The organism is Variovorax glacialis (assembly GCF_051216375.1).
GTDB lineage: Bacteria > Pseudomonadota > Gammaproteobacteria > Burkholderiales > Burkholderiaceae_C > Variovorax.
This window is the reverse complement of the sequence record NZ_JBPJZT010000008.1, coordinates 310,410-333,061: the sequence shown is the minus strand read 5'-3', so window position 1 is coordinate 333,061 and position 22,652 is coordinate 310,410. Positions and strand designations below refer to the sequence as shown.

Below are 22,652 nucleotides of genomic sequence, written 5' to 3'. Positions count from 1 at the left end.
GGCGCGCGGGGCGCCCACGACCCCTTCGATCAGCGGACCGGAATCGCCATCATCAGGCCGCCATTGGCCACGAGCGCATTGCGGCCGCGGTCCAGGCGCAGGGCGGTCTTCGGGCCGACATTGCGGTCCCAGACATCGCCGTAGTTGCCCACGGCCTTGACGGCCTTGTAGGCCCAGTCGGCGTTGAGGCCCAGCTTGACGCCGAAGTCACCCGTCGTACCCAGCAGTCGCTGCACGTCGGGGCTTTGCGACTTCAGCTGCTCGTCGACGTTGGCCTGCGTGATGCCGAGTTCCTCGGCCGCGACGAGTGCGTTCATCGTGAAGCGCACGACAGCCTCCCAGCGCGGCTGTCCCTGCGCCACGATCGGGCCGATGGGTTCGTTGGAAACCGTCTCGGCCAGCACCTTGAATTCATCGCGGTTCGGCAGCTTGGCCAGGCGCGCGGCCAGCCCCGAGCGGTCGTTGATGGCCGCGTCGCAGCGCTTGCCGACGAAGGCATCCCAGGCCTGCTCCTGCGAGGCGAAGGTCACGATCTTGTACTTGAGATTGTGCGCACGAAAGTAGTCCGCCACGATGAGCTCCGACGTGCTGCCCTGCGCGGTGCAGATGGTGGCGTTATTCAGGTCGGCGATCTTGCCGGCCTTCGACTTGGTCGTGACGGCGAAGCCCTGGCCGTCGAAGAACATCACCTTGGGGAACTTGAGGCCGCTCACGTCGCGGCTCTGCGTCCACGTGAATCGGTGGGTCAGCACGTCGACCGCGCCCGTGGGCAAACCGGCAAAGGCGGTCTTGAGGTCCATCGGCACCAGCTGGATCTTGGTCTCGTCGCCGAGCGTCGCGGCGGCGATGGCCTTGCACAGGTCGACATCGAAGCCTTCGCGCTTGCCAGCGTTGTCCTCGGCCGAGAAGCCGGGTGCGGCCAGCGTGACGCCGCACTTCAGCACCCCATGCGCCTTGACGTCATCGAGCACGTCGGCCCTGGCGGCGCCGGTGAATGCCGCGACGGCGGCGAGTGCGAGCAAGGTTTGGCGTGCGGTCGACAGGGTCCGTGGGGTGCGCATGTTGTCTCTGGCTTCTGGTTGGTTGGAATCGCGGTGCAGCGTATCACCGGCGGTGCGCGACGGAGACCCACAGAAACCCTGTCCGGCCTGCCGCGCCTGTCGGTTCGTCACGTGGCTTCCTGACTTGAATCGCGTGCATTTTGTTCTTGCAAAGATGTCAGTTCCATTCAACTCGATGCATGCCCATCATTCGATGCACCCCCACGCCACTGGCGTCAACGAAGCAAAGGCAAGCATGGACTCCTCACGACTCTCCCGCCGCACGTTCACGCGTCTGGCGATGACGATCCCGTTCGCGAGCGCGCTGCCGCCCGCGCTGGCGCAGGGCGGCGGGGCCACCGGCAAGCTGCTGGTCGGCTACCCGGCCGGCGGCACGCTCGACACGACCGCGCGCCAGCTGACCGAAGCCTGGCGCAAGCAAGGGCGCACCTACATCGTCGACAACCGCGTCGGCGCCGCCGGCCGCGTTGCGAGCAGCCAGCTCAAGCGCGAGCGTCCCGACGCGAGCACGCTGCTGTGCACGCAGACCTCGGCGATGACCATCTATCCGCACGTCTACGCGCGCCTGATGTACGACCCGGTGAACGATTTCGTTCCCGTCTCGCCGGTCGTGACGGCGACCTGCGCGCTTGCAGTGAGCAGCGCGGTGCCCGCTTCGGTCAAGAATCTGGACGACTACGTGGCGTGGGTGCGCCGCTCGCCCGGCGGCGCCACCTATGCATCGCCGGCGGCCGGCTCGCTGGCGCACTTCCTCGGCTATCAGCTGTCGGAAGCGGCGGGCCTAAAGCTGCAGCACATCGGCTATCGCGGTTCCGCGCCGGCGATGCAGGATCTCGTCGGCGCGCAGATCCCGGCCTACCTGGGTTTCGTGGCGGACTTCCTTCCGTACATGCAGCAGGGAAGGATCCGGATCCTCGGCGTCACGAGCGAGAAGCGGTCCCGCTTCATGCCCGGCGTGCCCACCTTCGCCGAGCAGGGCTTCGGCAAGATCCGGGGCGTCGAGACCTACGGCGTCTTCGCGCCGCCCGGAACGCCCGAAGCGACCGTGCAGGCGCTCCACGAATCCATCGTGGCCGCAAGCAAGGACCCGGCGTTGATCGCGGCCTTCGAGCAGGTCGGCCTCGAGACGGGGACCCTGGCGCCACGCGAGTACGCAGCATTGATTCAACGCGAGCGGGAATCGTGGGGGCCGGTGGTTCGGGCCTCCGGCTTCCGCTCGGAAGAATGACGAGGAGACGAACATGATCGAAGACGAATTGAACGCAGACCGCGCAGCGCTGTTCGAGCGGAGCATCTCCTTCCTCGAAGAGGTGCAGGACATGACGGCGGGCACTGAGACCGAACGCTGGCTGAACCAGAAATACGGGCCCGACAGCGAGCTTTACCAGACGCTCGCGCGGCTGGTGCGGCAAGGCGTGCAGGACGGTTGGGCCGCGAACGTCGCGCTCGACGGCCCCATCTATCGCCGCAGCCGCATTGCGGACCCTTCGGAGCGCACGCGATACTTCAGCATCACGGCGGTCTACATGGACAGTACCGGCAACACCCAGGGCAACCCCGGCGACACCTACCGGGGGCAATACCACGCGCATCCCTATGGGGAGCTCAACATGGTCGTGCCGCTGAATCCCGGTGCCGCGCTCAACGGACCCAACGGCTGGTGCGAAGCCGGATGGACCGCGCCGGCGCCCGGAAGCCATCACTATCCGGAGGCGAAGGGAGGCGCGGTCATTGCGCTGTTCTTCCTTCCGGCGGGTCGCATTGCCTATCACCCTGCGCCGCAGGATTGAGGAGAGCCAGCGTGAAGCAGCAGCAGTCCGCACAGCGCCAGTCCGACACAAGTCGTCGCGTGGACGAGGTCCTGCGGTCGCGCAGGTCGGTGCGGGCCTACCGTCCGGACCGGCTGCCGCGCGACGCCGTGCTGGACATCCTGCAAGTGGCAACGACCGCGCCGAGCAACTCCAACACACAGCCCTGGAATGTCCACGTGCTGGCGGGCGCGCCGCTGAGGGCATTGAGCGTCGATCTCGCCGCGGCGTTCCGACGGGGCGACTTTCCCCGGCCCTCGCATTTCCCCGATCCGCTGCCTGCTGCTTGCTGCACCCATCAGGCCGACTTCGCCGCCCGCTACTACGGTGCGCTGGGCATCGACCGGGAAGACGCCTCGGCCCGCGCGGCGCAGACGGAGCGCAACTACAGTTTCTTCGGCGCGCCCGTGGGGCTGATCTTCAGCATCGACGCGCGCCTCAATCGCCATAGCTGGCTGGACCTCGGCCTGTACATCCAGAACGTGATGATCGTGGCGAAGTCGAGAGGCATCGACACTTGCCCGCAGGTCTCCTTTGCCCCGTTCCATGCAGTCATCGCGCAGCATCTGCGCATGGGTCCGGATGAGCTCACCGTCTGCGGCATGGCGATGGGCTACGGCGACGAGGAAGCGAACGTGAACCGGATGGAAATGCCGCGGCAACCGGTCGAGGCATTCGTGCGGCATGCGGGATTCGACACGACGGACGAATCCATCGAGATCAGGTAGAAGGTCTGGCGCCGCGCAGTACTGCGATCATCTCCGCCACGATCGACGCGGCGATCTCGGCCGGGCCGATGGCGCCGATGGCCAGTCCCGCAGGCCCATGGATCCTTTGCGCAAGCAGCGGCGACACGCCAGCGTCAGCGAGGCGCGCCAGGCGCGCGGCGTGCGATTTCCTGCTGCCGAGCGCACCCACGTAGAAGGCGTTGCTCGCCAGGGCCTCGATGAGGGCCGGGTCGTCGATCTCGGGTGCATGCGCCAGCATGACCACGGCGCTTCGCGCGTCGAGGCGCGCTTCACGCAAGGCGACTCCGACGTCACCAATGCGCAAGGCGGCGCCGGTGAAATCGAATGCGTTCGCTGCCTGCTCCCGCGGGTCGACGATCGTCACGTCGAAACCGAGCAACCTCGCTGCGGCGAGCAGCGCGCGTGCGGTTCGCACGGCGCCCACCACATAGAGCCGGAGCGGAGCGTTGAACACCTGGAACAACACGTCGTCGCCGTCGATCTGGCTGACGGCCGTATCGTCCGCCGCCGCACGCCGCTTTGCCTCGGGCGCCCACGCGTCGGCGTCCGGACCGTCAACCGGGACCAGGGCCCGACGGCCGTCCGACAGCCGGGTGCACAGCACCACGCTTCGCCGGCCCTCCAGCGCATCGATCGCCTCGCGCAGGACGTCGACCTGGCCGCCGGCACCGCCTCGCAGGGATTCGAAGCGAATCTGCATGGCGCCGCCGCAGGCCATGCCTGCGGTCGAGGCCGTGGCGTCGTCGATCTCGATGCCGATCGTCTTGTCTGTGCCGGTTGCGAGTGCGTCGACGGCAGCCGAGGCGATCCGCGCGTCGACGCCAGGACCGAACAGCGTGCCGACGGACGTGCCATCCCGGCGGACAGCCATCTGGGCGCCCGCGCGCCGGGGCGCGGTCGACCAGGCCTTCACGAGGGTGGCAAGGACCACCTCGTCGCCGGCGTCTTTCCATTGGAGGGCCTGGGACAGAATCGAAGCCGCCGAGGCGACGGCCTGTTCACTGGACGCGAGCGTCATGTTCACTCCTGTTCGATCGGGGAACGACAAGCGTGTCATTCCTTGCCACATTGTGGCAAGTTCGCGATCAACGCAGGGTGGGCGGCAACGGGCGGTTCAACGATGCCTGCACATCGCGTGCGGCGTGGGCTGGGCCTCTTCGGCCGGGCCACTGAAAGCCGCCACGAAGGTCGCGACGCCGGCGCTGCGAAGCGGCACGAACCGGACGTTCTGCCGCGCGCAGAGACGCTTCAGGTTGCAGACGGAATCGTGATCGACGCAGTCGACGGGGAAGACCACCAGGTCGGCCCAGGAGATGGCCGAGGCCAGCAGGCCCTTGCGATCCTCCATACCGCCATCGTGCCGCTGGAACTCGCCGCCGTGCCGCAGCACGAGTTCCCGGATCGCGGGGGTCGAACTGGGCCGACCGCCGACGTACAGGATGCGCCGGGCACGCAGTTCCCGATCGAGGTTCGTGCCCTGCGCCGTCTCCTCGCCGTCCGTCTCGCGGAGCTGGAGTTCCGCCGCCGAGAGTTCATGGTTCAGCAGGCGGGCCTTTTCCTTCAAGTACGCCAGTTCTTCGCGCAGCGCCGAGGTTTCGGACTCCGCGGCGGCGGCGGCCTGCTCGGCCCGCTCGCGTCGCGCAGTCTGGAGCGCGACCTGTGCCGCCGCTTCCGCTGCGTCCTCCTGACGCGCTTGCCGCGACACGGCGTCGGAACTACAACCGTCGACCGAGGCGGCCCTCGCTTCGGCGGCGAGCAACTGGGCGCGGAGCTGCGCCATGGCGTCCTCGCGCCCCTCGACCAGTTCGCGTGACCGGATTTGCTGCCGTTCCAGGCGTTCGCGCAGATCCGCGTTCTCGCGCTCCAGTGCGACGAGGCGACGGATGTCGGCCCGGTTGGCTGCGCCGACCAGGTGCGACAGCATGTGCACGTCCCCGAAGACCTTCTGGCGCAGCGTGGCAGTGACATCACGGTGGGTGAGGACGGCCCAGTAGGCGCCGGGGACCTCACCCCGTTGCAGCGCTTCTTCCCACAGCGCGGCGAGGACCGCCGCATCATGCGCCCGGCCGAAGGACCGCACCGCGGCCTCATGCCTGTGGTCGAGCGCCTTGTGCAGGGCCTTGGCCACGAGTCCGTTGTGCGACACCAAATGCACGGCATCGTGGTGGATGTCGAGGTCCGAAGCGCCTGCCACTTCGACGAAGCGCGCCATGAGCTTGCGCAGCTCGGCCGTGCTCAGGCAGGTGCCGATGACCGAGCAGTGCAGATGGGAGTCGAGCTGCGCGAGCCGAGTGCGACCGCCCTGCGGCGGCGCTTCCTCGCACAGGTCGGTCGACTCGCCCGACAAGGGCACGGCGAGCTTGAACGGGGGATTGAGCATGGTCCGACGCAATATACGTCACGTCATAACGAGAACACAAGACGGTCCAAATCCGACCTTCGAAGTAAAGCAGGCTTGGTGGCGTTGAGGCCGCTGTTTAGTTGAATTGGCTTGCTGGCGCGGTTTATCCCGTCTGAGAAGATGCTGCATTGAAAGGTGCGCAGAGCAATCTTCATATATTCCAAGATACAGCGATGCGGCAAGATCAAGACTACGAAAAAAAGTCCCGGGTGGAAACGACATGCGAAATCCTGAACACGACACCATGACAGGACCGGAGCGCAAGCTCGGAATGCGGTTGACGCGACTATCCTCGGCGCTGCGCACCAACTGGGGTACGGGGCGATCGTGCTCAGCGGCGACCGCTGCTTCGATCCCATCCTTGCCAGCCAGCTGGGCCTGGCGAGCGGTGAGGTTCTGGCCGGCTTCATCAGCATCGGGACGATCAAGGAGGCGCCGCCGCCTGCGAAGGAAAGGCTTTCGCAAGTCGTCCTGTCATGCTGGTTCGACCCTGCCGATGCTGGCGTTCGGCCCACTGGCGGGTAGAGTCCGGGGCATGCACGCGTTTTCCCGTCGTCTCCTTGTCCTGCTTGCCTTCGCTGCATGGGGCCTCGCGGGGTGCGGCAGCATGGCGCCGACCACGTCGGCTTCACTACAAGTCGGCGGCGCGCTGGATCGGCCGGCAAAGTACGCCGTGTCGGAGCTCTCTTCCCGGCCGGCCACGACACAGGTCGTGCACTTCTCCAGCGGCAGCGGTGCGCAATCGCATACGTACGTGGGCACGAGCCTGTGGCAACTGCTCGATGGCTCCGGCATTCGCACCGATGGCGCGAAGATGAGCGATGCGCTGAACCGCTACGTCCTTGCCACCGGCGCGGACGGGTACAGGGCGGTGTTCTCGCTGGGCGAGATCAACCCGGCGTTCGGCAACCAGCAAAGCCTCGTGGCGTATGCGGAGGTGGTCGATGGCCGCACGGTGCCCTTGGGCGTCTCGGACGGGCCGCTGCGCGTCACGGCGCCCGGAGATACCAAGGGCGGCCGCTACGTCTCGCGTCTCGCGGGCATCGAGCTCCGCGCCTCGGAGTCTCAGGTTCGCGGAACCGGTGGCGGGGTTTCGACCGCCGTCGCCGTGTCCGGCGCTGTCGACAAGCCGATGACCTTCGACCTCGCCGCCTTGAAGGCCATGCCAAGCATCAGTCGGACGGTCAACGGCAGCACCTACACGGGCGTCAGCCTGTGGACGCTGCTGCACGGCACGACGGGTATCAAGGTCGACCCGACCGTCAAGAACGCCTCGATGGCGATGTACGTCGTCGCCACCGGAAGCGATGGCTACAAAGCCGTGATCGCGCTGGGCGAGATCGATCCGGACTTCGGCAACAAGATGGCGCTGGTGGCCTACAGCGTCAACGGCGCACCGCTGGATCGCAACGGGATGGCTCGCCTGATCGTCCCTGGAGACGTCAAGATGGGCAGGTCGGTCTCCAACCTGGCTGCCATCGAAGTCCTCGCTTCGCCGCGCGCCGCGCCCTGAAGCTCAGTTCGGGCAGCGCGCTTCGAGCGCGTCGATGAACGATCGATCCCAGCGTCCTTCCTTCATGGCGCGGATCGTCTCGGCCTCGGTCGCCAGGTGCGCACGGGCCTTCTCGATGAGCAGTTCGGCCTCGTCGGGCGCGAACGCCATCAGGCCGTCCTGATCGCCGACCACGATGTCGCCGGGGTTGACCACCATGCCGCCCACGGAGATCGGCACATTGATCTCGCCCGGACCGTCCTTGTACGGGCCGCGATGGGTGACGCCGCGCGCATAGACCGGGAATTCGCGCGCCCGGATCTCGGCCACGTCGCGGATCGCGCCGTCCACCACCACGCCCAGGACGCCGATGTGCGCGGCATAGAACGACAGGATGCCGCCGACCACCGCGTTGTTGAGGATGCCTCCGGCGTCGATCACCAGGATGTCGCCGGGACGGCAGAACTCCAGGGCGCGAAGGTACGTGAGGTTGTCGCCGCCGCGTGAGCGCGCCGTGACCGCTGTGCCTGCCATGGTCTGCGCGACGGGCCGGTGGTACGGGCCCAGACCCGTGGTGCCGATGTTCCGGTGCATGTTGTCGCTCAGTGCCGCGACGGGGATCTCGCGCAGCGCGGACAGGATCTTCGGATCGACCTGTGTGGCCGAAGGGTTCTTGCGGATGGCTTTGTAGGGCATGGTGCTTTCTCGATGTGTGTCGGTGGATCGGCGCGCTCAGCGCAGCTCGGCGACCGCGCGGGCGATGCGCGAGCCGCCTTCTTCCAGGGTCTCGATAGAAGTCGCGATGGACAGGCGGAAGTAGGGCGAGAGGCCGTAGGCCGTGCCGGCGACCGTGGCCACGCCCGCGCTTTCGAGCAGGTACATGACGACGTCACCGTCTTCTGCCAGCACCTTGCCGGCGGGTGTGGTCTTGCCGATCAGCCCGGCGCAGTTGATATAGAGGTAGAAGGCACCTGGCGGCGTGGCGCAGCTCAGGCCCGGAATCGCGTTGATGAGCGCGAGCGTGCGGTCGCGCCGCTGCTTGTAGACCGCCACGCTCTCGGTGACGAAGCCCTGGTCGCCATTGAGCGCCGCGGCGGCCGCGGCCTGGCTGATCGAGCAGCAGTTGCCGGTGGACTGCGACAGCAGCGTGTCCATCGCGGTGATCAGGTCCTTCGGCCCTGCCGCGTAGCCGATGCGCCAGCCGGTCATCGCGTAGGTCTTCGAGACCCCGTTCACCACCAGCGTGCGATCGCGCAGGCCCGGCTCGACCGCGAGGATGTGGGGCGTCGACTCGCCGTCGAAGCGGATGTGCTCGTAGATGTCGTCGGTCATCACCATGACCTGCGGATGCCGCAGCAGCACATCGGCGAGCGCGCGGTATTCGGCGGCGGTGTAGCTCGCGCCCGTGGGATTGCTCGGCGAATTGATCAGCAGCCAGCGCGTGCGCGGCGTGATGGCCGCCTCCAGCTGGGCCGGCGTGAGCTTGAAGCAGTTGGCTTCCGGGCAGGCGACGGTGACCGGCGCACCCTCGCAGGCCAGCACCATGTCGGGATACGACACCCAGTAGGGCGCGGGGATGATGACCTCGTCGCCCGGCTCCAGCGTGATCGCGAGGGCGTTGTAAATCGCACTCTTCGCGCCGCTGGTGGCGATGATCTCGTTCATCTCGTAGCGCAGGCCGTTCTCGCGCTCGAGTTTCGCGGCGATCGCCTGCCGGAGTTCGACGGTGCCGGCCATCAGGGTGTAGCGGGTCGCACCCTTGTCCATGGCTTCGGCAGCGGCGCGGCGAATGTGCTGCGGGGTGTCGAAGTCGGGTTCGCCCACCACCAGGTTCACGATGGACTTGCCCTGGCGCCGCAGTTCGTTGGCCCGGTCGGCTGCGGAGGTGCTGGGCGATGGCTTGATGCGCCGGACGCGGGCGGCGATGCGGGAGGTGTTCACGGATCTTCCTTGGGATGGGGGATGCACTGGGGCGTAACGGTACGCAGATCGCCCCGACTCGGCCAAGACAAGATCGCTCTGGTTCGATAGGCTCAGCTTATGGTGCGGCCCGATAGGCACTCCGGTGGGCCGGTGCTAGGCTTGGCTTTTGCTTGGGGACAAGGCGTGAACCTCCGACGCCTCAAATACTTCGTGAAGATCGTGGACATCGGCAGCCTGACGCAGGCCGCCGAGGTTCTTTTCATTGCCCAGCCCGCCTTGAGCCAGCAACTCGCGACTCTCGAAGGGGAGGTGCGGCAGCAGTTGCTAGTGCGCACCAAGCGCGGCGTCACGCCGACGGAGGCAGGCAAGGTGCTCTATCGGCATGCGCAGATCATCCTGCGGCAGTGCGAGCAGGCCCGCGTCGACATGGAAGCGGCGGGCGAGGGCCTGTCGGGGCAGGTCTCGGTGGGGCTCGCCCCCGGGACGGCCGCCTCGGCCCTGTCGCTGCCCTTGCTACGGACCGTGCGCGCGCGGCACCCCGGCATCCTGCTCTACCTCAACGAGAACTACGGGACCACGCTCAGCGAACTGATCATGAACGGCCGCATGGACCTGGCCGTGCTCTACGGCGACAAGGCGATCCACGGGCTCACCTTCCTGCCGCTGCTCAAGGAGCCGCTGTATCTCGTCGGTCCGGCCAGCACACCGGCGCCCGCCGCGCCCGTTCGCCTGGCCGACCTGCGCGACATGGAACTGATGCTGCCGCGCCCCTACAACGTCGTGCGCAAGCTGGTCGATGCCGCCTTCGTGCGCGCGGGCATGGTGCCGCACGTGGTGGCCGAGATCGAATCGGCCTTTACGCTGACCGCGGCCATCGCGGACGGACTGGGCGCGAGCATCCTCCCGGCTTCGATGGCGCGGGAAGTTGTGGCGGCCTGCGGTGCATGGCAGTTCCAGATCGTCGAGCCGGTGATCGAGGCGCCGCTGGCCCTCTGCCAGTCGGACCACCTGCCGCTTTCCGAGCCGGCACAGGCGGTGAAGGACATCCTGCTGGAACTCGTGGTCGACCTTGCCAGCACGGTCGCGTCGACGCCGGAGCCGGAGCTGACTGCCTTGTCATAAGCGGGCCTTATCCCGGCACAGCCAATCCGTCTTTGGCTTTGGGCCCCTGGTCCGTTACCTTTCATGCCAGCCGTCACGCGTTCGCGGAATGCGTCGGCCAACAAGGACGTACTGTCTCCAAGACAGGCCCGGCATGAATCAGGAACAGATCAAGACGCTCATCGACGCGCTGGCAGGCTCGGACCTTTCCGAGCTGGAGTACAGCGAAAACGGCAGCACGCTGCGGCTCGTGAAGCAGTCGGCGCTGGCCGGCATGGCGCGCCGGCCGGTGCGGGCCGCGGTGCGCGAAGCGGCGGAGACATTGGATGACGCCGTGGCCGTGCTTGAAGCGACACCCGAAGTCGCTTCATCCACCGAATGCCTCGCGCCACTGTACGGCGTGGTTCATCTGCAATCCACACCCGGCGATCCACCGTTTGTGCGAGCGGGTCAATCGATCAAGGCGGGCCAGGCGCTGTGCGTGATCGAGGCCATGAAGGTGTTCAACGAAGTGCGCGCCGATCACGACGGCACGGTGACCGAGGTGCTGGTCGCCTCGGGCGATGAGGTCGAAGCGGGCCAGCCGCTGTTCCGCTTCGCCCGGGAAGGATGAGCCGCATGTTCGACACCGTCCTGATTGCCAACCGGGGAGAGATCGCCCTGCGCATCCAGCGCGCCTGCCGCGGTCTCGGTCTGAGGACCGTGGTCGTGCACTCCGAGGCCGATCGCGATGCGGTCTATGTCGCGCAGGCCGACCAGGCCTTGTGCATCGGCCCCGCGGCGCCGGGGCAAAGCTACCTGAACCAGTCCGCGATCCTGTTCGCTGCCGAAGTGAGCGGCGCGCAAGCCATTCACCCGGGGTACGGCTTCCTCTCCGAGAACGCCGGTTTTGCACAGCGTGTCGAGGAGGCCGGACTGACCTTCATCGGCCCGAGCGCGGCCTGCATCCGCACCATGGGCGACAAGGTCGCCGCCAAGCGCGCGATGCGCAAGGCCGGCGTGCCCTGCGTGCCCGGGCCGGACGATGGACTGCCCGAGGACCCTGCGACGATCCAGGCGCTGGCCCGTGAAGTCGGCTACCCGGTGATCGTCAAGGCCGCAGGCGGCGGCGGCGGGCGCGGCATGCGCGTGGTGCAGGACGAGGCGTCGCTGCTCGATGCGATGGCCCTGACCCGCGAGGAGGCGCGGCGCGCCTTCGGCAATCCCGAGGTCTACATCGAGAAGTTCCTGCTGCATCCGCGCCATGTCGAGATCCAGGTGCTCGCCGACAGCCACGGCCATGCGGTGTGGCTCGGCAGCCGCGACTGTTCGCTGCAGCGCCGGCACCAGAAGGTGATCGAGGAGGCGCCGGCGCCGGGCATCGACGAGGCGTTGATCGCGGAGGTCGGCGAGCGCTGCGCCGCCGCGTGCCGGCAGATCGGCTACTGCGGCGTCGGCACCTTCGAGTTCCTCTACGAGCGGGGCGCCTTCTATTTCATCGAGATGAACACCCGGCTGCAGGTCGAGCATCCGGTGACCGAGATGACCACCGGTATCGACATCGTGCAGCACCAGATCCGCGTGGCGCGCGGCGAACAACTCGCGTTGACGCAGGCCGACATCCGCTGCCAGGGCCATGCGATCGAATGCCGCATCAATGCGGAAGACCCCGGGACCTTCGCGCCTTCGCCTGGACGCATCACCGGCTGGCAGGTGCCGGGGGGCTTCGGCGTGCGCGTGGATTCCCACGCCAATGCCGGCTATCGCGTGCCGCCGTACTACGACTCGATGATCGCCAAGCTCATCGTGCAGGGCGATACGCGCGACGACGCACTCGATCGCATGCGCCTGGCGCTCGCCGAGATGCGGGTCGAAGGCATCTCGACCAATGTGCCGCTGCACCGGGAGATCCTGCGCGACGCAGGCTTTGCCGCCGGCGGCGTCGACATCCATCACCTCGAACGCTGGTTACAGCAAAGGAGCGCGGCATGAGTCCCCGCCCGGCCGCTCCGAAAGGGCCTCGCACCGCAGTGCAACGCACGGAGGTTAGCCAATGAGTCCGCAGGCGACGATCCCCAAGACACGCGCGGCCAGAAAGGCACCCGTGGAAGCAACGCCGGCGACGATCAGCCTGCTGGGCACCACCGCGCTGCTGTTCGAGGCACCCGGCGACATGGCGCTCGCTTCGCAGCAGCGCATCTGGGCACTGGCGCACGAGGCGCAGGCATGGCCGGAAGTGCGCGAGGCCGTGCCGGGCATGAACAACCTGATGCTGACCTTCGAGCGTGCGCCGCGCACCGTGGACGCGCTCGCAGCGCTCGAGGCACGCCTCCTGGCCGCCTGGGAATCCGCGGTTGCGCTGCCGCTGCAGGGGCGCGTGATCGAACTTCCGGTGATCTATGGCGGGGAGGGCGGTCCGCACATGGCGGACGTGGTGGCGCACACGGGGCTCAGCGTGGAAGAGATCGTCGAACTCCACAGCGCACCGACGTATCCCGTGTATGCACTTGGAAGCCACCCGGGCTATTGCTACCTGGGCGGCATGGACCCGCGCATCGCCACGCCGCGCCGCAAGGTGCCGGTGCTGAGCATCCCCGGCGGCGCGGTGTCGATCGGCGGCGCGCAGACCGGCGTGTCGGCGTCGGCGGGGCCGAGCGGCTGGAACACGATCGGCAGCACGTCGATGTCCTTCTTCGACCCCACGCAAGACCCGCCCGCCGCACTGCAGCCGGGCGACATGATCCGGTTCCGGGTCGAAGGGATTCTCCGATGATCGAAGTCCTCTCTTCTGCTGCACTCGCCACCGTGCAGGACCTGGGGCGCAAGGGCGGCCTGCGCTGGGGCGTCGGCACGTCGGGTGCCATGGACAACCTGGCGCTCGCGGCCGGCAACCTGATGCTGGGCAACGACGCGAATGCGGCGGCCATCGAGGTGCCCGTGTTCCCCTTCAGGGTGCGCTTCGACGAGGACTGCGCGTTCGCCCTCACCGGTGCGGATTGCGCGGCCCGCCTGGACGATCAATCGCTCATGCCTTGGTGGGTGCATCAGGCCCGTGCCGGCCAACTGCTCACCTTGGGCGTGCCGCAGGGCGGTACGCAGCGCGGCAGCCGCGCCGTGCTGTGCGTGGCCGGAGGGGTAGACGTGCCGGAAGTGCTGGGCTCGCGCAGCACGCAGTTGCGCGGCGCCTTCGGCGGTCACGAGGGCCGTGCGCTCCGAAAGGGCGACACCTTGCGCGCCACGGGCGCCGGCCAGCCGTGCCGGACGGGTTTCGGCCTCGTTCCGCCATCGCTGACGCTGCCGCTGGACATCGACGGCGTGACGGCCGTCCGCGTGTTGCCAGCCGCTGAATACATGGGCTTCGAGGCATCGTCGCGCAAGGCCTTCTGGTCGAGCGAATGGAAGATCACGGCGCAGAGCGACCGCTATGGCTACCGGCTGGCGGGCGAGGCCCTGCAACCTGTCGCGCCCATGGAGATCCGATCGCACGGCATCGTGCCCGGCGTGATCCAGGTACCGCACAGCGGGCAACCCATCATCCAGATGCGCGATGCGCAGCCCTCGGGGGGCTATCCCAAGTTAGGCACAGTCATCGAGGCCGACCTGTGGCGACTCGGCCAGGCGCCCATCGGCGGGCGCATCCGGTTCATCGAAACCACCTGGGCCGAGGCGGTGGCCGCGCTCGACGAAACCGAGGCGTGGCTCGACAAGGTCCGGCGCGTGGTCGACCTCCATCGCAGCGCACCACGGAAACAGTGACATGCCCACGGTCGAACAACTCAAGCAACTGGCCGCGTGGCTCGCCGGGACCGACATCGGCCTTCTCGAACTGCGCACCCCGACCGGCGTGGTGCGCCTGGGCCGCGACGGGGGCGCAGCGGGCGGGCTAGTGCAACTGAAAGGTGCCGATGCGCAGGACGATGATGCAGCGCCTGATCGTGCACTGTCCGTCGCCACGGCAACAAGCGTCGGCGTGTTCCTGCACGCGCACCCGCAGTCCGATGCGCCCGCGGTTCGCATTGGCGAGCGCGTGTCGGCGGGCCAGGAACTGGGCTTCCTGCGGATCGGCCTGCTGCTCTTGCCCGTCAATGCGCCGGTCGCCGGCCGCGTGAGCGCCGTGCCCACGGACAGCGGCCGCGCTGTCGGCTACGGCGCCGCGCTGGTCGAGCTACACGCCGATTGACGCCGCATCGAATCAGAGAGAGGAACACACATGGACATCGACCTGAATGCCGATCTCGGCGAGGGCTTCGGCCCCTGGCGCATGGGCGAGGACGAGGCGCTGCTGGACATCGTCTCCTCCGCGAACGTTGCCTGCGGCTTCCACGCCGGCGACCCGGTCATCATGAATCGCACGGTCCGAATGGCGGGTGCCCGTGGCGTCGATGTGGGTGCGCACGTGGGCTTTCCGGACCTGCAGGGCTTCGGTCGACGTCAGATGCAGATCGACGTCGCCGAGTTGGCCACCTTCGTGACCTACCAGCTCGGCGCGCTCGCGGGCATGGCGCGATCGGCGGGCCACCGCATGACGCACATGAGCTTCCATGGCGCGCTCGGCAACATGGCGGCCGCCGACGCCGCGCTGGCGGGGCCCCTGGTGCGCGCCGTGGCCGATTTCGATCCGGAACTCATCGTCAGCTCGTCCGCGAGCCGGGCCATCGAGGCGGCGGCGGAACGCTGCGGCCTGCGCGTGGCGACCACCTTCCTGGCCGATCGTGCCTGCGACGACGAGGGCCTGCTGGTGCCCCGCAGGATGCCTGATTCGGTGATCCACGATCGCGATGCCGTGCTCGCACGCGTTCGGCAACTGCTCGACGACGGCACGGTCACGAGCTACGGCGGCAAGCGCATTCCGATGAAGGTGCGCTCGATCCTGCTGCACGGCGACACGCCGGGCGCGGTGTCGCTGGCGCGCGCGGTGCGCGAAGTGGTCGAAGCCGGCGGCCGTGTCGTTCCGATCTCGCAGCAGTTGGCGGGCACGCCGATGGTGCGTCATGCGGGTTGACCCGGACTTCGATGCACGCACACGGGGCGACATAAGGACGGCTTATCTCTCCACAGCCAATCCGTCTTGGCGCTGCTTCCCGGTGCTGGATACAGTGAATTTCCTTGAATGAAAGACGCAAAGATGCCGTTCTCCGATTACAAGACCGCTCTCGTCACTGGCGCCTCGTCGGGCATCGGGGCCGCCGTGGTCGAGCGCCTGTGCAAGGAAGGTCTGCAGGTCCACGCACTCGCGCGCAGCGCCGGCAAGCTCGACGAACTGGCGGCCCGCACCGGCTGCATTCCGCACGCCATCGACGTGGCCGACGTGGACGGCATCACACGGCTCGCGAAGGAAGTGCCCTTCGATGTGCTCGTGAACAACGCCGGCGTCGACCGGCCCGGCTCGATCCTCAAGGCCGACGCCGAGGGCATCGACCTGCTGGTGGACGTGAACCTGCGCGCAGTGCTTCACCTGTGCCGCCTGGTGGTGCCGGGCATGGCGGAGCGCGATCGCGGCCACGTGATCAACATCAGCTCGATCGCGGCGGCCTACAACTTCAACGGCAACAGCACCTACCACGCGACCAAGGCGGCGGTGAGCATGCTGTCGCGCCAGCTTCGCATCGACCTCTTCGGCCGCCGCGTGCGCGTCACCGAGATCTGCCCGGGACGCGTTGCCACGGACATCTTCGCCCACGTGCACGGCGACTCCGAGGAAACCTACAAGCGCTTCGTCGAAGGCTTCGAGTTGCCGAAGGCCGAGGACATCGCGAATGCGATCGCCTTCGCCATCGCCGCGCCGATCGCGGTGAACGTCGGCCACATGGAAATCACGCCGACGCTGCAGGTTCCAGGCGGCTTGTCCACCACGCGGCCGCAAGAGCCGCTGGCCTGAACGCCGGGCTAGCTCCAGCGCAACTTACACAACAAGGGCACGGGCATGAAAGACTTCGACCTGATGGCCGTCCTGCTGAAGCCGGAGTTCGGCGCCATGCTGCTGCACGGCGTTGAAATGACGCTGAAGATCGCGGCCGGCTCATGGCTGCTGGCCATGGCGATCGCGATCGTGCTGCTGGTGGTCCGGCTGACGTCCAACCGCATCGCGGAGCGCGCCGTCGCCGCGTACGTTTCCTATCACCGCAACGTGCCGACCCTGGTGCAACTGATGCTGTGGTACTTCGGCATCGTCAGCCTGCTGCCCGATGGCTTCCAGGCCTGGTTGTCCGACCACAACGGCGAGGCGATCATCTCGGTCGTCGCCCTGGGCCTTTGCCAGGCAGCGTACTTCAGCGAGGACATGCGCTCGGGTCTCCGCTCCATTCCCGGCGGGCAGGCCGAGGCTGCGCGGGCACTCGGCCATGGCCACATCGGCTCGATGCGCTACGTCATGCTGCCGCAGGCGATCCGCAACGCGATCCCGGCGCTGGTCAATCACAGCGTGTCGCTCTTCAAGAACAGCAGCCTGGCCATGGCCATCGGCGTGGCGGAACTGACCCACGCGGTGAAGGAAGTCGAAAGCCAGAGCTTCCGCGCCTTCGAGGCCTACAGCGTGGCGACGGTGCTGTACCTGGTGCTGTCGCTGGGCATCATGATCATCGGCGCCGGCGTTGCCAGGCGCTACCGCATCGCAGGGGCGAGGTAAGCCATGTACAGCGTCTTTGAGATCCTGCGCGACAACTGGCTGCTGCTGCTCATCGGCCAGTATCCCAACGGGCCGCTGGGCGGCATCGCCGCAACCCTGATCCTGTCGGTGCTGGGAATCACGCTCGCCTTTCCGCTGTCCGTGCTGCTGGCGCTCGCCCGGCTGTCGCCCTGGCGGCTGCTGAGCTGGCCCGCGGCCGTGCTGGTCTACGTGGTGCGCGGCGTGCCGCTGCTGATGGTGATCCTCTGGGTCTACTTCCTCGTGCCGATCCTGATCGGGCGCGAAGTCTCGGGCTTCACGACCATGTTGTGCACGCTGGTGCTCTACGAGGGCGCCTACCTGTCTGAAGTGGTCCGCGCCGGCATCCAGGCATTGCCGAAGGGGCAGGGCGAGGCCGCACGGGCCCTGGGCCACAGCCACCTGGGGACCATGTGGTACGTGATCCTGCCCCAGGCGCTCTACAACATGCTGCCGAGCATGCTGAGCCAGTTCATCTCCACCATCAAGGAAACGACGCTCGGCTACGTGATCAACGTGCAGGAACTCACCTTCGCGGCGAACCAGATCAACAACCAGTTGCTGACCAAGCCCTTCCAGGTGTTCTTCATCCTCGCGATGACCTTCTACGTGGTGTGCTTCAGCCTGACCCAGCTGGCGCAATGGCTGGAACGCCGCATCGCCCACAAGCGCCTCGGTGCCGCGGCGATCAAGGTTGCCGAAGGCGACATCTCGCTGCCGCCCCCTGTGGTGGCCAATCCCTGAGGCCGCACAGACGGCCATCGACCCTACAAGGAGACAGACCCATGAAACCCGCCCCAGGCCCAGGCAGTCCGCAAGGCGCCGCAGAGGACACCCCCATGATTCTGTTTTCCAACATCAACAAGTGGTACGGCGACTACCAGGCCCTCACGGACGTCAACGCCGAGGTGAAGAAGGGCGAGGTCGTCGTGGTCTGCGGACCTTCGGGCTCGGGCAAGTCGACCCTCATCCGCACGGTCAACCGGCTGGAGGAGGTCAAGTCGGGCCAGCTGCTTTTCGACGGCCACGACATCCATGCGCCGATGAGCAGCGTCGCGTTGAATCGCCTGCGCAGCCGCATCGGCTTCGTGTTCCAGAGCTTCAACCTGTTCCCGCACCTTTCGGTGCTGGAGAACATCATGCTGTCGCCGATGCGCGTGCTCGGCGTGAAGCGGGCCGCGGCGCGAGACAAGGCGACGGAGCTGCTCGAACGCGTGGGGCTTGCGAACAAGGCGGGTGCCTATCCCGCGCAACTCTCGGGCGGCCAGCAGCAGCGGGTCGCCATCGCGCGGGCGCTCGCGATGGAGCCGCCGGCCATGCTCTTCGACGAGCCCACGAGCGCGCTCGACCCCGAGATGGTGGGCGAGGTGCTGTCGGTCATGCGCAGTCTTGCCAACGAGGGGATGACCATGATGTGCGTCACGCACGAGATGAACTTCGCCCGCGAGGTGGCGGATCGCGTCTGGTTCATGGACGCCGGCCAGATCCTCGAGAAGGCCGAGCCGGAAGCCTTCTTCAGCAGCCCGCAGCATCCGCGCGCCAAGCGCTTCCTGTCGGACCTGCGGGCCCACTGACCACGACGCGCACCCCTCTTTCGTTCAACCATCCACCTGGAGTTCACCATGTCGAAGAAAACCGCTTTGCGCATCGCCGTCCTCGGCTGTTGCCTTTCATCGTTGAGCCTGATGGCCCAAGCGGACCAATGGGACGAGATCGGCCAGCGCAAGGAGCTGAAGTGCGGCACCTTCGCCGACGTGCCGCCATTTGCGGCGCCGGACCCCAAGACGCGCGAGATGGTGGGCTTCGACGTCGACCTCTGCAACGCCCTCGCGAAGCAGCTCGGCCTGACCGCCAAGGTCACGCCGCTGTCGGTCGAGGCGCGCGTGCCGGAGGTCAAGCTCGGTCGCGTCGACGTGACGGTGGCCAACCTGGCCTACACCAAGAGCCGCGGCGAGCAGATCCAGTTCAGCGACCCGTACTACATCGCCAAGGAAATGCTCGCGGTGAAGGCCTCCGACCCCGGCACCAGCAAGGCCGACTTCAAGGGCAAGCGCCTGAGCTCGACCAAGGGCTCGACGTCGGAGCTGTCGATCAAGATGAACGGCTCCGAGCCGGTGACCTTCCAGGACACGGGTTCCGCCTTCATGGCCGTGCAGCAGAACAAGTCCGTCGGCATGGTGGCCAACACCATGACCATCACCAAGCTCGTCAACCAGTCGAAGAGCGGCGGCGTCGAGCTCAAGATGATCAAGGAGCCGATGGTGTTCCAGCCGATCGGCATCGGCATGAAGAAGGACGAGCCGGTGCTGCTGGCCAAGGTCAACGCCGCGCTCTATGCGCTCGACAAGTCCGGCGAGATCGACAAGCTCTGGGCCAAGTGGCTGGGGCCGAACACCGAGTACAAGCTGACCCGGGACGAGAAGGTCACCCCGCTCGCCGAGCTGAAGTTCGAACTGCTCCCGTAAGGCTCAGCCGTTCCAGCCGAGGTGCCCCAGGAAATCGCGCGTCCGCTCGGCCGTGGGCGCGTTGAAGACCTGCTCGGGCGGCCCCTGCTCGACGACCTTGCCGTGGTCGAACACGACGACCCAGTTGGCGACGCGCTGCGCGAAGGCCATCTCGTGCGTGACGACGACCATCGTCATGCCTTCGTCGGCCAGCCGCTTCATGACGTTGAGGACTTCGCCGATGGTCTCGGGGTCGAGCGCGGAGGTCGGCTCGTCGAAGAGCATGACCTCGGGCTCCATCGCCAGCGCGCGTGCAATCGCGACCCGCTGCTGCTGGCCGCCTGACAGGCCGCTCGGGAAGTTGTTGGCCTTGCTGGCCAGGCCGACCTTGTCGAGCAAGGCCATGGCGCGTGCGCGAGCTTCCTTCTCGGGCATGCCCAGCACGGTGATCGGACCGATCGCCACGTTGTCGAGCGCACTCTTGTGCGGAAACAACTCGAAGTTCTGGAACACCATGCCCATGCGCCGGCGCACCTTGCGCGCCTCGCTTTCCTGCGCGGGCAGGGGCTCGCCGTCGAACAGCACGCGCCCGCCATCCACCACTTCGAGCGCGTTGGTACAGCGCAGCAGGGTCGACTTGCCGGAGCCCGACGGGCCGATCAGGCAGAGCACCTCGCCCTTGTTGACCTGCACCGACACGCCGTCGATCGCGACGAAGCTGCCATAGCACTTGCGCACGTTGTCGTAGACCACGACGGGCGGCAGGTGCGAGCCCTTGCGCAGTGTGGCAGCGTTCATTCCTTGACCTCGAACTTCTTCTGAATCCAGTCGACCAGCTTGGCCTGCGGGTAGCCCATGAGCCAGTAGATGGCCGCCATGGCGGTCAGCATCTCCAGCACGCGAAAACTCTGGGAGCGGATCTGCAGCGCGACGTGCGCGAGTTCGCCCACGGCGATCACCGACACCAGCGAGGTGTCCTTGAAGAGCGACACCCAGGTGCTCGCCAGCACCGGCAGCACGCGCCGCCAGGCCTGCGGGATCACGATCTTGCGCATTGCCTGCCAGCGGCTCATGCCGATGGCGATGGCGGCTTCGGTCTGCCCTTTGCGGATGGAGTTGATGCCGGCGCGAAAGGTCTCGGCGTTGTAGGCCGAGACGTTCAGGCACAGGGCCACCAGCCCGGTCGTGAAGGCGGAGAACTCGATGTGGAGCAGGACCGGCATCACGTAGAAGGCCCAGTACACCACGAGGATTAACGGCAGGTTTCGGAAGAACTCGACGAACCAGTGGCTCAGCGCTGACAGCGGTTTCGAATGCGACAGCCGCATCAGCGCCAGCAGGATGCCGGCCGGCACCGCCACCAGCATCGTCAGCACGGTCAGGACCACCGTGAGCAGTGCACCGTGCAGCAGGTCGGCACGGTGCGTCCAGACGATGCTCCAGTCGAGGTTCATGAGCGGCCCAGGTGCGCGACGCGCCGGTACAGCACGTCGATCAGCCGCGTGCACGGGAACAGGATGATGAAGTAGATGATTGCCGTGACCGTGAACACCTCGATCGGCCGGTAGCTTTGGCCGGCGATGGTCTCGGCGCGCTTCATGAGTTCGGGCACGGCAATCACGGTGGCGATGGCGGTGTCCTTGATCGTGATCGACAGGATCGAGCCGAACGCCGGCAGCATGCGCACCAGGGCCTGCGGCAACACCACCTTGCGCACGATCTGCGCACGCGACATGCCCAACGCCAGCGCCGCACGCACCTGGCCCGGGCGGATCGATTCGATGCCGGCGCGGACGATTTCCGCCACGTAGGCGGCGATGTGCAGCGACAGCGCGATGAGCGCAGCCCAGATCGGATGGAAGCTCACGCCAGTGAGGATCGGCACCGCGAAATAGAACCACACCAGGATCACCAGCACCGGGATGGCGCGCTGGGTGTCGATGTAGAACACGATGGGGATGCGCAGCCATGCCGGGCCGTAGACGCGGCCGAGGCCGAGCGCGGTGCCCAGCACCAGCGCGCTGGCGGCGCTCAGCACCGACAGCAGCAGCGTGATGCCGAGTCCGCCCAGCAGGTACTGCCAGCTGTCGATGAGCGGCGAGAAGTCGAATTCCATCGCGAGACGGATCGACCTACATCGTGGAGATGATGCGCGCCTCGTCGGCGTCGAGCTTGGCCTTCATGCCGTCGCTGACGCTCTTGAGCCAGTTCAGGAACTCGGGCTGGTTCTTGTCGATGGCCAGGCCGATCGGTGTCGCCATCTCGGTGCTGTCCTGGCAGTTGTTGCCCTCCGGCAGCGCCTTGAGGCCCTTGACCTTGCGATTCAGCGCCTGCCATGGCACGCGGTTGATCGGCGTCACGTCGGCGCGCTTGGCCATGATCTCCTCGACCGGCGCCGCGGTGCCGGCGGTCGACACACCGCGCAGCTTGGCGTTGGGGAAGCGCTTCTTGACCCAGTTCTCCTCGCCGCCGCCGGTGAAATACGCGACGGTGATGGAAGGATTGTTGAACTCGTCGATCGACTTGGCGTTCGCGACCTTCGGGTTGTCGGCGCGACCGAACACGCAGAGCGCGGTCTTCGAATAGGTGACGAAGTCGACCGCCTTCAGCCGCTCGGGCGTGACGGAGAGCGGCGAGATCGTGATGTCGGCCTGGTTCGAGGCCAGCACCGGCACCTTGGTCTCGTGCGACACCGGAACCGGCTGGAGCTTCACGCCCAGTTGCCTGGCGGACTCAACGGCAAGCAGCCACGCCGGCCCGGCCCATGCATCGCCCGAGCCGGTGGTGTTCTCGACCAGCCATGGCGGATTCGACAGGACCGCGACACGCAGCACGCCCGACTTCTTGATGGCATCGATGCGCGGACTGGCACCCGGCGCGGGCACGGACTGTGCCGATGCATGCAGGCTGGCGCCCAGCAGGACCGCGCCGGCGACCAGAGCCGACAGGCGCATGCGCGAGAGCGGAAGCGAGGGGAACGTCATGTCTTGTCTCCTTTTGTTGTCGACGCCGTGTGCGCCTCGAAAATTCTAGGGGGCCGCGTCGGGCACC

Annotated in this window: 26 protein-coding genes; 17 read left to right on the top strand and 9 right to left on the bottom strand. The window is 67.1% G+C overall.

What is annotated here, in order from left to right; genetic code table 11:
• Positions 1-29 precede the first annotated feature (29 nt).
• Positions 30-1,061: an amino acid ABC transporter substrate-binding protein gene (locus tag ACSFBL_RS22600; protein WP_435518060.1), complete on the bottom strand. Its 1,032-nt coding sequence runs from the start codon at positions 1,059-1,061 to the stop codon at positions 30-32.
• Between the two features lie 235 nt (positions 1,062-1,296).
• Here ACSFBL_RS22600 and ACSFBL_RS22595 point away from each other — a divergent pair, with 235 nt between their 5' ends.
• Genes ACSFBL_RS22595 through ACSFBL_RS22585 form a run of 3 tightly spaced genes read left to right on the top strand, consistent with a single transcriptional unit; the run spans position 1,297 to position 3,597 of the window.
• A complete protein-coding gene (locus ACSFBL_RS22595) occupies positions 1,297-2,289 on the top strand; it encodes a tripartite tricarboxylate transporter substrate-binding protein (RefSeq protein ID WP_435518059.1) in 993 nt (330 codons plus the stop codon).
• 13 nt (positions 2,290-2,302) lie between these two features.
• Positions 2,303-2,851 (top strand): 4-hydroxylaminobenzoate lyase, encoded by a 549-nt coding sequence (locus tag ACSFBL_RS22590; protein ID WP_435518058.1) that lies wholly within the window; start codon positions 2,303-2,305, stop codon positions 2,849-2,851.
• Positions 2,852-2,862: 11 nt separating this feature from the next.
• The gene (locus ACSFBL_RS22585; protein WP_435518057.1) at positions 2,863-3,597 is read left to right on the top strand and encodes a nitroreductase; all 735 of its coding nucleotides are present in this window, start codon (positions 2,863-2,865) and stop codon (positions 3,595-3,597) included.
• Here the strand turns inward: ACSFBL_RS22585 and ACSFBL_RS22580 are convergent.
• Positions 3,590-4,636 (bottom strand): XdhC family protein, encoded by a 1,047-nt coding sequence (locus ACSFBL_RS22580; RefSeq protein WP_435518056.1) that lies wholly within the window; start codon positions 4,634-4,636, stop codon positions 3,590-3,592. The genes ACSFBL_RS22585 and ACSFBL_RS22580 overlap by 8 nt on opposite strands.
• A gap of 96 nt (positions 4,637-4,732) precedes the next feature.
• A complete protein-coding gene (locus ACSFBL_RS22575; RefSeq protein ID WP_435518055.1) occupies positions 4,733-5,998 on the bottom strand; it encodes a DUF2325 domain-containing protein in 1,266 nt (421 codons plus the stop codon).
• A 348-nt stretch (positions 5,999-6,346) separates the two neighbouring features.
• Here ACSFBL_RS22575 and ACSFBL_RS22570 point away from each other — a divergent pair, with 348 nt between their 5' ends.
• Both ACSFBL_RS22570 and ACSFBL_RS22565 read left to right on the top strand, forming a co-directional pair.
• Positions 6,347-6,544, top strand: a complete 198-nt coding sequence (locus ACSFBL_RS22570; protein ID WP_435518054.1) for a hypothetical protein — start codon at positions 6,347-6,349, stop codon at positions 6,542-6,544.
• A gap of 10 nt (positions 6,545-6,554) precedes the next feature.
• Positions 6,555-7,532 (top strand): molybdopterin-dependent oxidoreductase, encoded by a 978-nt coding sequence (locus tag ACSFBL_RS22565; protein WP_435518053.1) that lies wholly within the window; start codon positions 6,555-6,557, stop codon positions 7,530-7,532.
• A 3-nt stretch (positions 7,533-7,535) separates the two neighbouring features.
• On the opposite strand, the gene ACSFBL_RS22560 is transcribed toward ACSFBL_RS22565, so the two are convergent.
• Positions 7,536-8,207, bottom strand: a complete 672-nt coding sequence (locus tag ACSFBL_RS22560; protein WP_435518052.1) for an RraA family protein — start codon at positions 8,205-8,207, stop codon at positions 7,536-7,538.
• 36 nt (positions 8,208-8,243) lie between these two features.
• Positions 8,244-9,452 carry an aspartate transaminase gene (locus tag ACSFBL_RS22555; RefSeq protein WP_435518051.1) on the bottom strand — a complete coding sequence of 403 codons (1,209 nt, stop codon included), beginning with the start codon at positions 9,450-9,452 and terminating at the stop codon, positions 8,244-8,246.
• 165 nt (positions 9,453-9,617) lie between these two features.
• Between ACSFBL_RS22555 and nac the strand changes: the two genes are divergently transcribed.
• The 12 genes from nac to ACSFBL_RS22495 all read left to right on the top strand — a co-directional run bounded on the left by nac (position 9,618) and on the right by ACSFBL_RS22495 (position 19,622).
• Positions 9,618-10,556, top strand: a complete 939-nt coding sequence (nac, locus tag ACSFBL_RS22550; protein WP_435518050.1) for a nitrogen assimilation transcriptional regulator NAC — start codon at positions 9,618-9,620, stop codon at positions 10,554-10,556.
• A gap of 133 nt (positions 10,557-10,689) precedes the next feature.
• Positions 10,690-11,148 carry an acetyl-CoA carboxylase biotin carboxyl carrier protein gene (locus ACSFBL_RS22545; RefSeq protein ID WP_435518049.1) on the top strand — a complete coding sequence of 153 codons (459 nt, stop codon included), beginning with the start codon at positions 10,690-10,692 and terminating at the stop codon, positions 11,146-11,148.
• A gap of 5 nt (positions 11,149-11,153) precedes the next feature.
• Positions 11,154-12,506 carry an acetyl-CoA carboxylase biotin carboxylase subunit gene (gene accC / locus ACSFBL_RS22540; RefSeq protein WP_435518048.1) on the top strand — a complete coding sequence of 451 codons (1,353 nt, stop codon included), beginning with the start codon at positions 11,154-11,156 and terminating at the stop codon, positions 12,504-12,506.
• Positions 12,507-12,567: 61 nt separating this feature from the next.
• Complete coding sequence (pxpB, locus tag ACSFBL_RS22535) at positions 12,568-13,287, top strand: 5-oxoprolinase subunit PxpB (protein ID WP_435518047.1); 720 nt, start codon at positions 12,568-12,570, stop codon at positions 13,285-13,287.
• Positions 13,284-14,270 carry a 5-oxoprolinase subunit C family protein gene (locus ACSFBL_RS22530; protein ID WP_435518046.1) on the top strand — a complete coding sequence of 329 codons (987 nt, stop codon included), beginning with the start codon at positions 13,284-13,286 and terminating at the stop codon, positions 14,268-14,270. Before pxpB ends, ACSFBL_RS22530 begins: the two co-directional genes overlap by 4 nt.
• A gap of 1 nt (position 14,271) precedes the next feature.
• On the top strand, positions 14,272-14,694 hold the full coding sequence (locus tag ACSFBL_RS22525; protein WP_435518045.1) for an acetyl-CoA carboxylase biotin carboxyl carrier protein: 423 nt from the start codon (positions 14,272-14,274) through the stop codon (positions 14,692-14,694).
• A 30-nt stretch (positions 14,695-14,724) separates the two neighbouring features.
• The gene (locus tag ACSFBL_RS22520) at positions 14,725-15,516 is read left to right on the top strand and encodes a LamB/YcsF family protein (RefSeq protein WP_435518044.1); all 792 of its coding nucleotides are present in this window, start codon (positions 14,725-14,727) and stop codon (positions 15,514-15,516) included.
• A 123-nt stretch (positions 15,517-15,639) separates the two neighbouring features.
• Positions 15,640-16,392: an SDR family oxidoreductase gene (locus tag ACSFBL_RS22515; protein ID WP_435518127.1), complete on the top strand. Its 753-nt coding sequence runs from the start codon at positions 15,640-15,642 to the stop codon at positions 16,390-16,392.
• A gap of 45 nt (positions 16,393-16,437) precedes the next feature.
• Entirely contained in the window at positions 16,438-17,139 is a 702-nt protein-coding gene (locus tag ACSFBL_RS22510) for an amino acid ABC transporter permease (protein ID WP_435518043.1), read from the top strand.
• 3 nt (positions 17,140-17,142) lie between these two features.
• Positions 17,143-17,901, top strand: a complete 759-nt coding sequence (locus ACSFBL_RS22505; RefSeq protein WP_435518042.1) for an amino acid ABC transporter permease — start codon at positions 17,143-17,145, stop codon at positions 17,899-17,901.
• Positions 17,902-17,996: 95 nt separating this feature from the next.
• Complete coding sequence (locus ACSFBL_RS22500; RefSeq protein WP_435518041.1) at positions 17,997-18,731, top strand: amino acid ABC transporter ATP-binding protein; 735 nt, start codon at positions 17,997-17,999, stop codon at positions 18,729-18,731.
• Between the two features lie 48 nt (positions 18,732-18,779).
• Positions 18,780-19,622, top strand: a complete 843-nt coding sequence (locus ACSFBL_RS22495; protein WP_435518040.1) for an ABC transporter substrate-binding protein — start codon at positions 18,780-18,782, stop codon at positions 19,620-19,622.
• Between the two features lie 3 nt (positions 19,623-19,625).
• On the opposite strand, the gene ACSFBL_RS22490 is transcribed toward ACSFBL_RS22495, so the two are convergent.
• From ACSFBL_RS22490 to ACSFBL_RS22475, 4 genes are read right to left on the bottom strand one after another with little or no spacing between them, the layout of a single operon-like run.
• The gene (locus ACSFBL_RS22490) at positions 19,626-20,399 is read right to left on the bottom strand and encodes an amino acid ABC transporter ATP-binding protein (RefSeq protein ID WP_435518039.1); all 774 of its coding nucleotides are present in this window, start codon (positions 20,397-20,399) and stop codon (positions 19,626-19,628) included.
• Positions 20,396-21,055, bottom strand: a complete 660-nt coding sequence (locus ACSFBL_RS22485; protein ID WP_435518038.1) for an amino acid ABC transporter permease — start codon at positions 21,053-21,055, stop codon at positions 20,396-20,398. The genes ACSFBL_RS22490 and ACSFBL_RS22485 overlap by 4 nt, the downstream gene beginning before the upstream one ends.
• Positions 21,052-21,717, bottom strand: coding sequence for an amino acid ABC transporter permease (locus ACSFBL_RS22480; RefSeq protein ID WP_435518037.1), 666 nt, complete (start codon positions 21,715-21,717; stop codon positions 21,052-21,054). The genes ACSFBL_RS22485 and ACSFBL_RS22480 overlap by 4 nt, the downstream gene beginning before the upstream one ends.
• A gap of 16 nt (positions 21,718-21,733) precedes the next feature.
• Positions 21,734-22,555, bottom strand: coding sequence for a substrate-binding periplasmic protein (locus tag ACSFBL_RS22475; protein ID WP_435518126.1), 822 nt, complete (start codon positions 22,553-22,555; stop codon positions 21,734-21,736).
• Positions 22,556-22,652: the final 97 nt, after the last annotated feature.

What these genes read in the sequence shown, in the direction of transcription:
- ACSFBL_RS22600 (WP_435518060.1), bottom strand. Translation starts at nt 1,061, where the DNA reads ATGCGCACCCCACGGACCCTGTCGACCGCACGCCAAACCTTGCTCGCA.
- ACSFBL_RS22595 (WP_435518059.1), top strand. Translation starts at nt 1,297, where the DNA reads ATGGACTCCTCACGACTCTCCCGCCGCACGTTCACGCGTCTGGCGATG.
- ACSFBL_RS22590 (WP_435518058.1), top strand. Translation starts at nt 2,303, where the DNA reads ATGATCGAAGACGAATTGAACGCAGACCGCGCAGCGCTGTTCGAGCGG.
- ACSFBL_RS22580 (WP_435518056.1), bottom strand. Translation starts at nt 4,636, where the DNA reads ATGACGCTCGCGTCCAGTGAACAGGCCGTCGCCTCGGCGGCTTCGATT.
- ACSFBL_RS22575 (WP_435518055.1), bottom strand. Translation starts at nt 5,998, where the DNA reads ATGCTCAATCCCCCGTTCAAGCTCGCCGTGCCCTTGTCGGGCGAGTCG.
- ACSFBL_RS22565 (WP_435518053.1), top strand. Translation starts at nt 6,555, where the DNA reads ATGCACGCGTTTTCCCGTCGTCTCCTTGTCCTGCTTGCCTTCGCTGCA.
- ACSFBL_RS22560 (WP_435518052.1), bottom strand. Translation starts at nt 8,207, where the DNA reads ATGCCCTACAAAGCCATCCGCAAGAACCCTTCGGCCACACAGGTCGAT.
- ACSFBL_RS22545 (WP_435518049.1), top strand. Translation starts at nt 10,690, where the DNA reads ATGAATCAGGAACAGATCAAGACGCTCATCGACGCGCTGGCAGGCTCG.
- accC (WP_435518048.1), top strand. Translation starts at nt 11,154, where the DNA reads ATGTTCGACACCGTCCTGATTGCCAACCGGGGAGAGATCGCCCTGCGC.
- pxpB (WP_435518047.1), top strand. Translation starts at nt 12,568, where the DNA reads ATGAGTCCGCAGGCGACGATCCCCAAGACACGCGCGGCCAGAAAGGCA.
- ACSFBL_RS22530 (WP_435518046.1), top strand. Translation starts at nt 13,284, where the DNA reads ATGATCGAAGTCCTCTCTTCTGCTGCACTCGCCACCGTGCAGGACCTG.
- ACSFBL_RS22525 (WP_435518045.1), top strand. Translation starts at nt 14,272, where the DNA reads ATGCCCACGGTCGAACAACTCAAGCAACTGGCCGCGTGGCTCGCCGGG.
- ACSFBL_RS22520 (WP_435518044.1), top strand. Translation starts at nt 14,725, where the DNA reads ATGGACATCGACCTGAATGCCGATCTCGGCGAGGGCTTCGGCCCCTGG.
- ACSFBL_RS22515 (WP_435518127.1), top strand. Translation starts at nt 15,640, where the DNA reads ATGCCGTTCTCCGATTACAAGACCGCTCTCGTCACTGGCGCCTCGTCG.
- ACSFBL_RS22510 (WP_435518043.1), top strand. Translation starts at nt 16,438, where the DNA reads ATGAAAGACTTCGACCTGATGGCCGTCCTGCTGAAGCCGGAGTTCGGC.
- ACSFBL_RS22505 (WP_435518042.1), top strand. Translation starts at nt 17,143, where the DNA reads ATGTACAGCGTCTTTGAGATCCTGCGCGACAACTGGCTGCTGCTGCTC.
- ACSFBL_RS22500 (WP_435518041.1), top strand. Translation starts at nt 17,997, where the DNA reads ATGATTCTGTTTTCCAACATCAACAAGTGGTACGGCGACTACCAGGCC.
- ACSFBL_RS22495 (WP_435518040.1), top strand. Translation starts at nt 18,780, where the DNA reads ATGTCGAAGAAAACCGCTTTGCGCATCGCCGTCCTCGGCTGTTGCCTT.
- ACSFBL_RS22490 (WP_435518039.1), bottom strand. Translation starts at nt 20,399, where the DNA reads ATGAACGCTGCCACACTGCGCAAGGGCTCGCACCTGCCGCCCGTCGTG.
- ACSFBL_RS22485 (WP_435518038.1), bottom strand. Translation starts at nt 21,055, where the DNA reads ATGAACCTCGACTGGAGCATCGTCTGGACGCACCGTGCCGACCTGCTG.
- ACSFBL_RS22480 (WP_435518037.1), bottom strand. Translation starts at nt 21,717, where the DNA reads ATGGAATTCGACTTCTCGCCGCTCATCGACAGCTGGCAGTACCTGCTG.
- ACSFBL_RS22475 (WP_435518126.1), bottom strand. Translation starts at nt 22,555, where the DNA reads ATGCGCCTGTCGGCTCTGGTCGCCGGCGCGGTCCTGCTGGGCGCCAGC.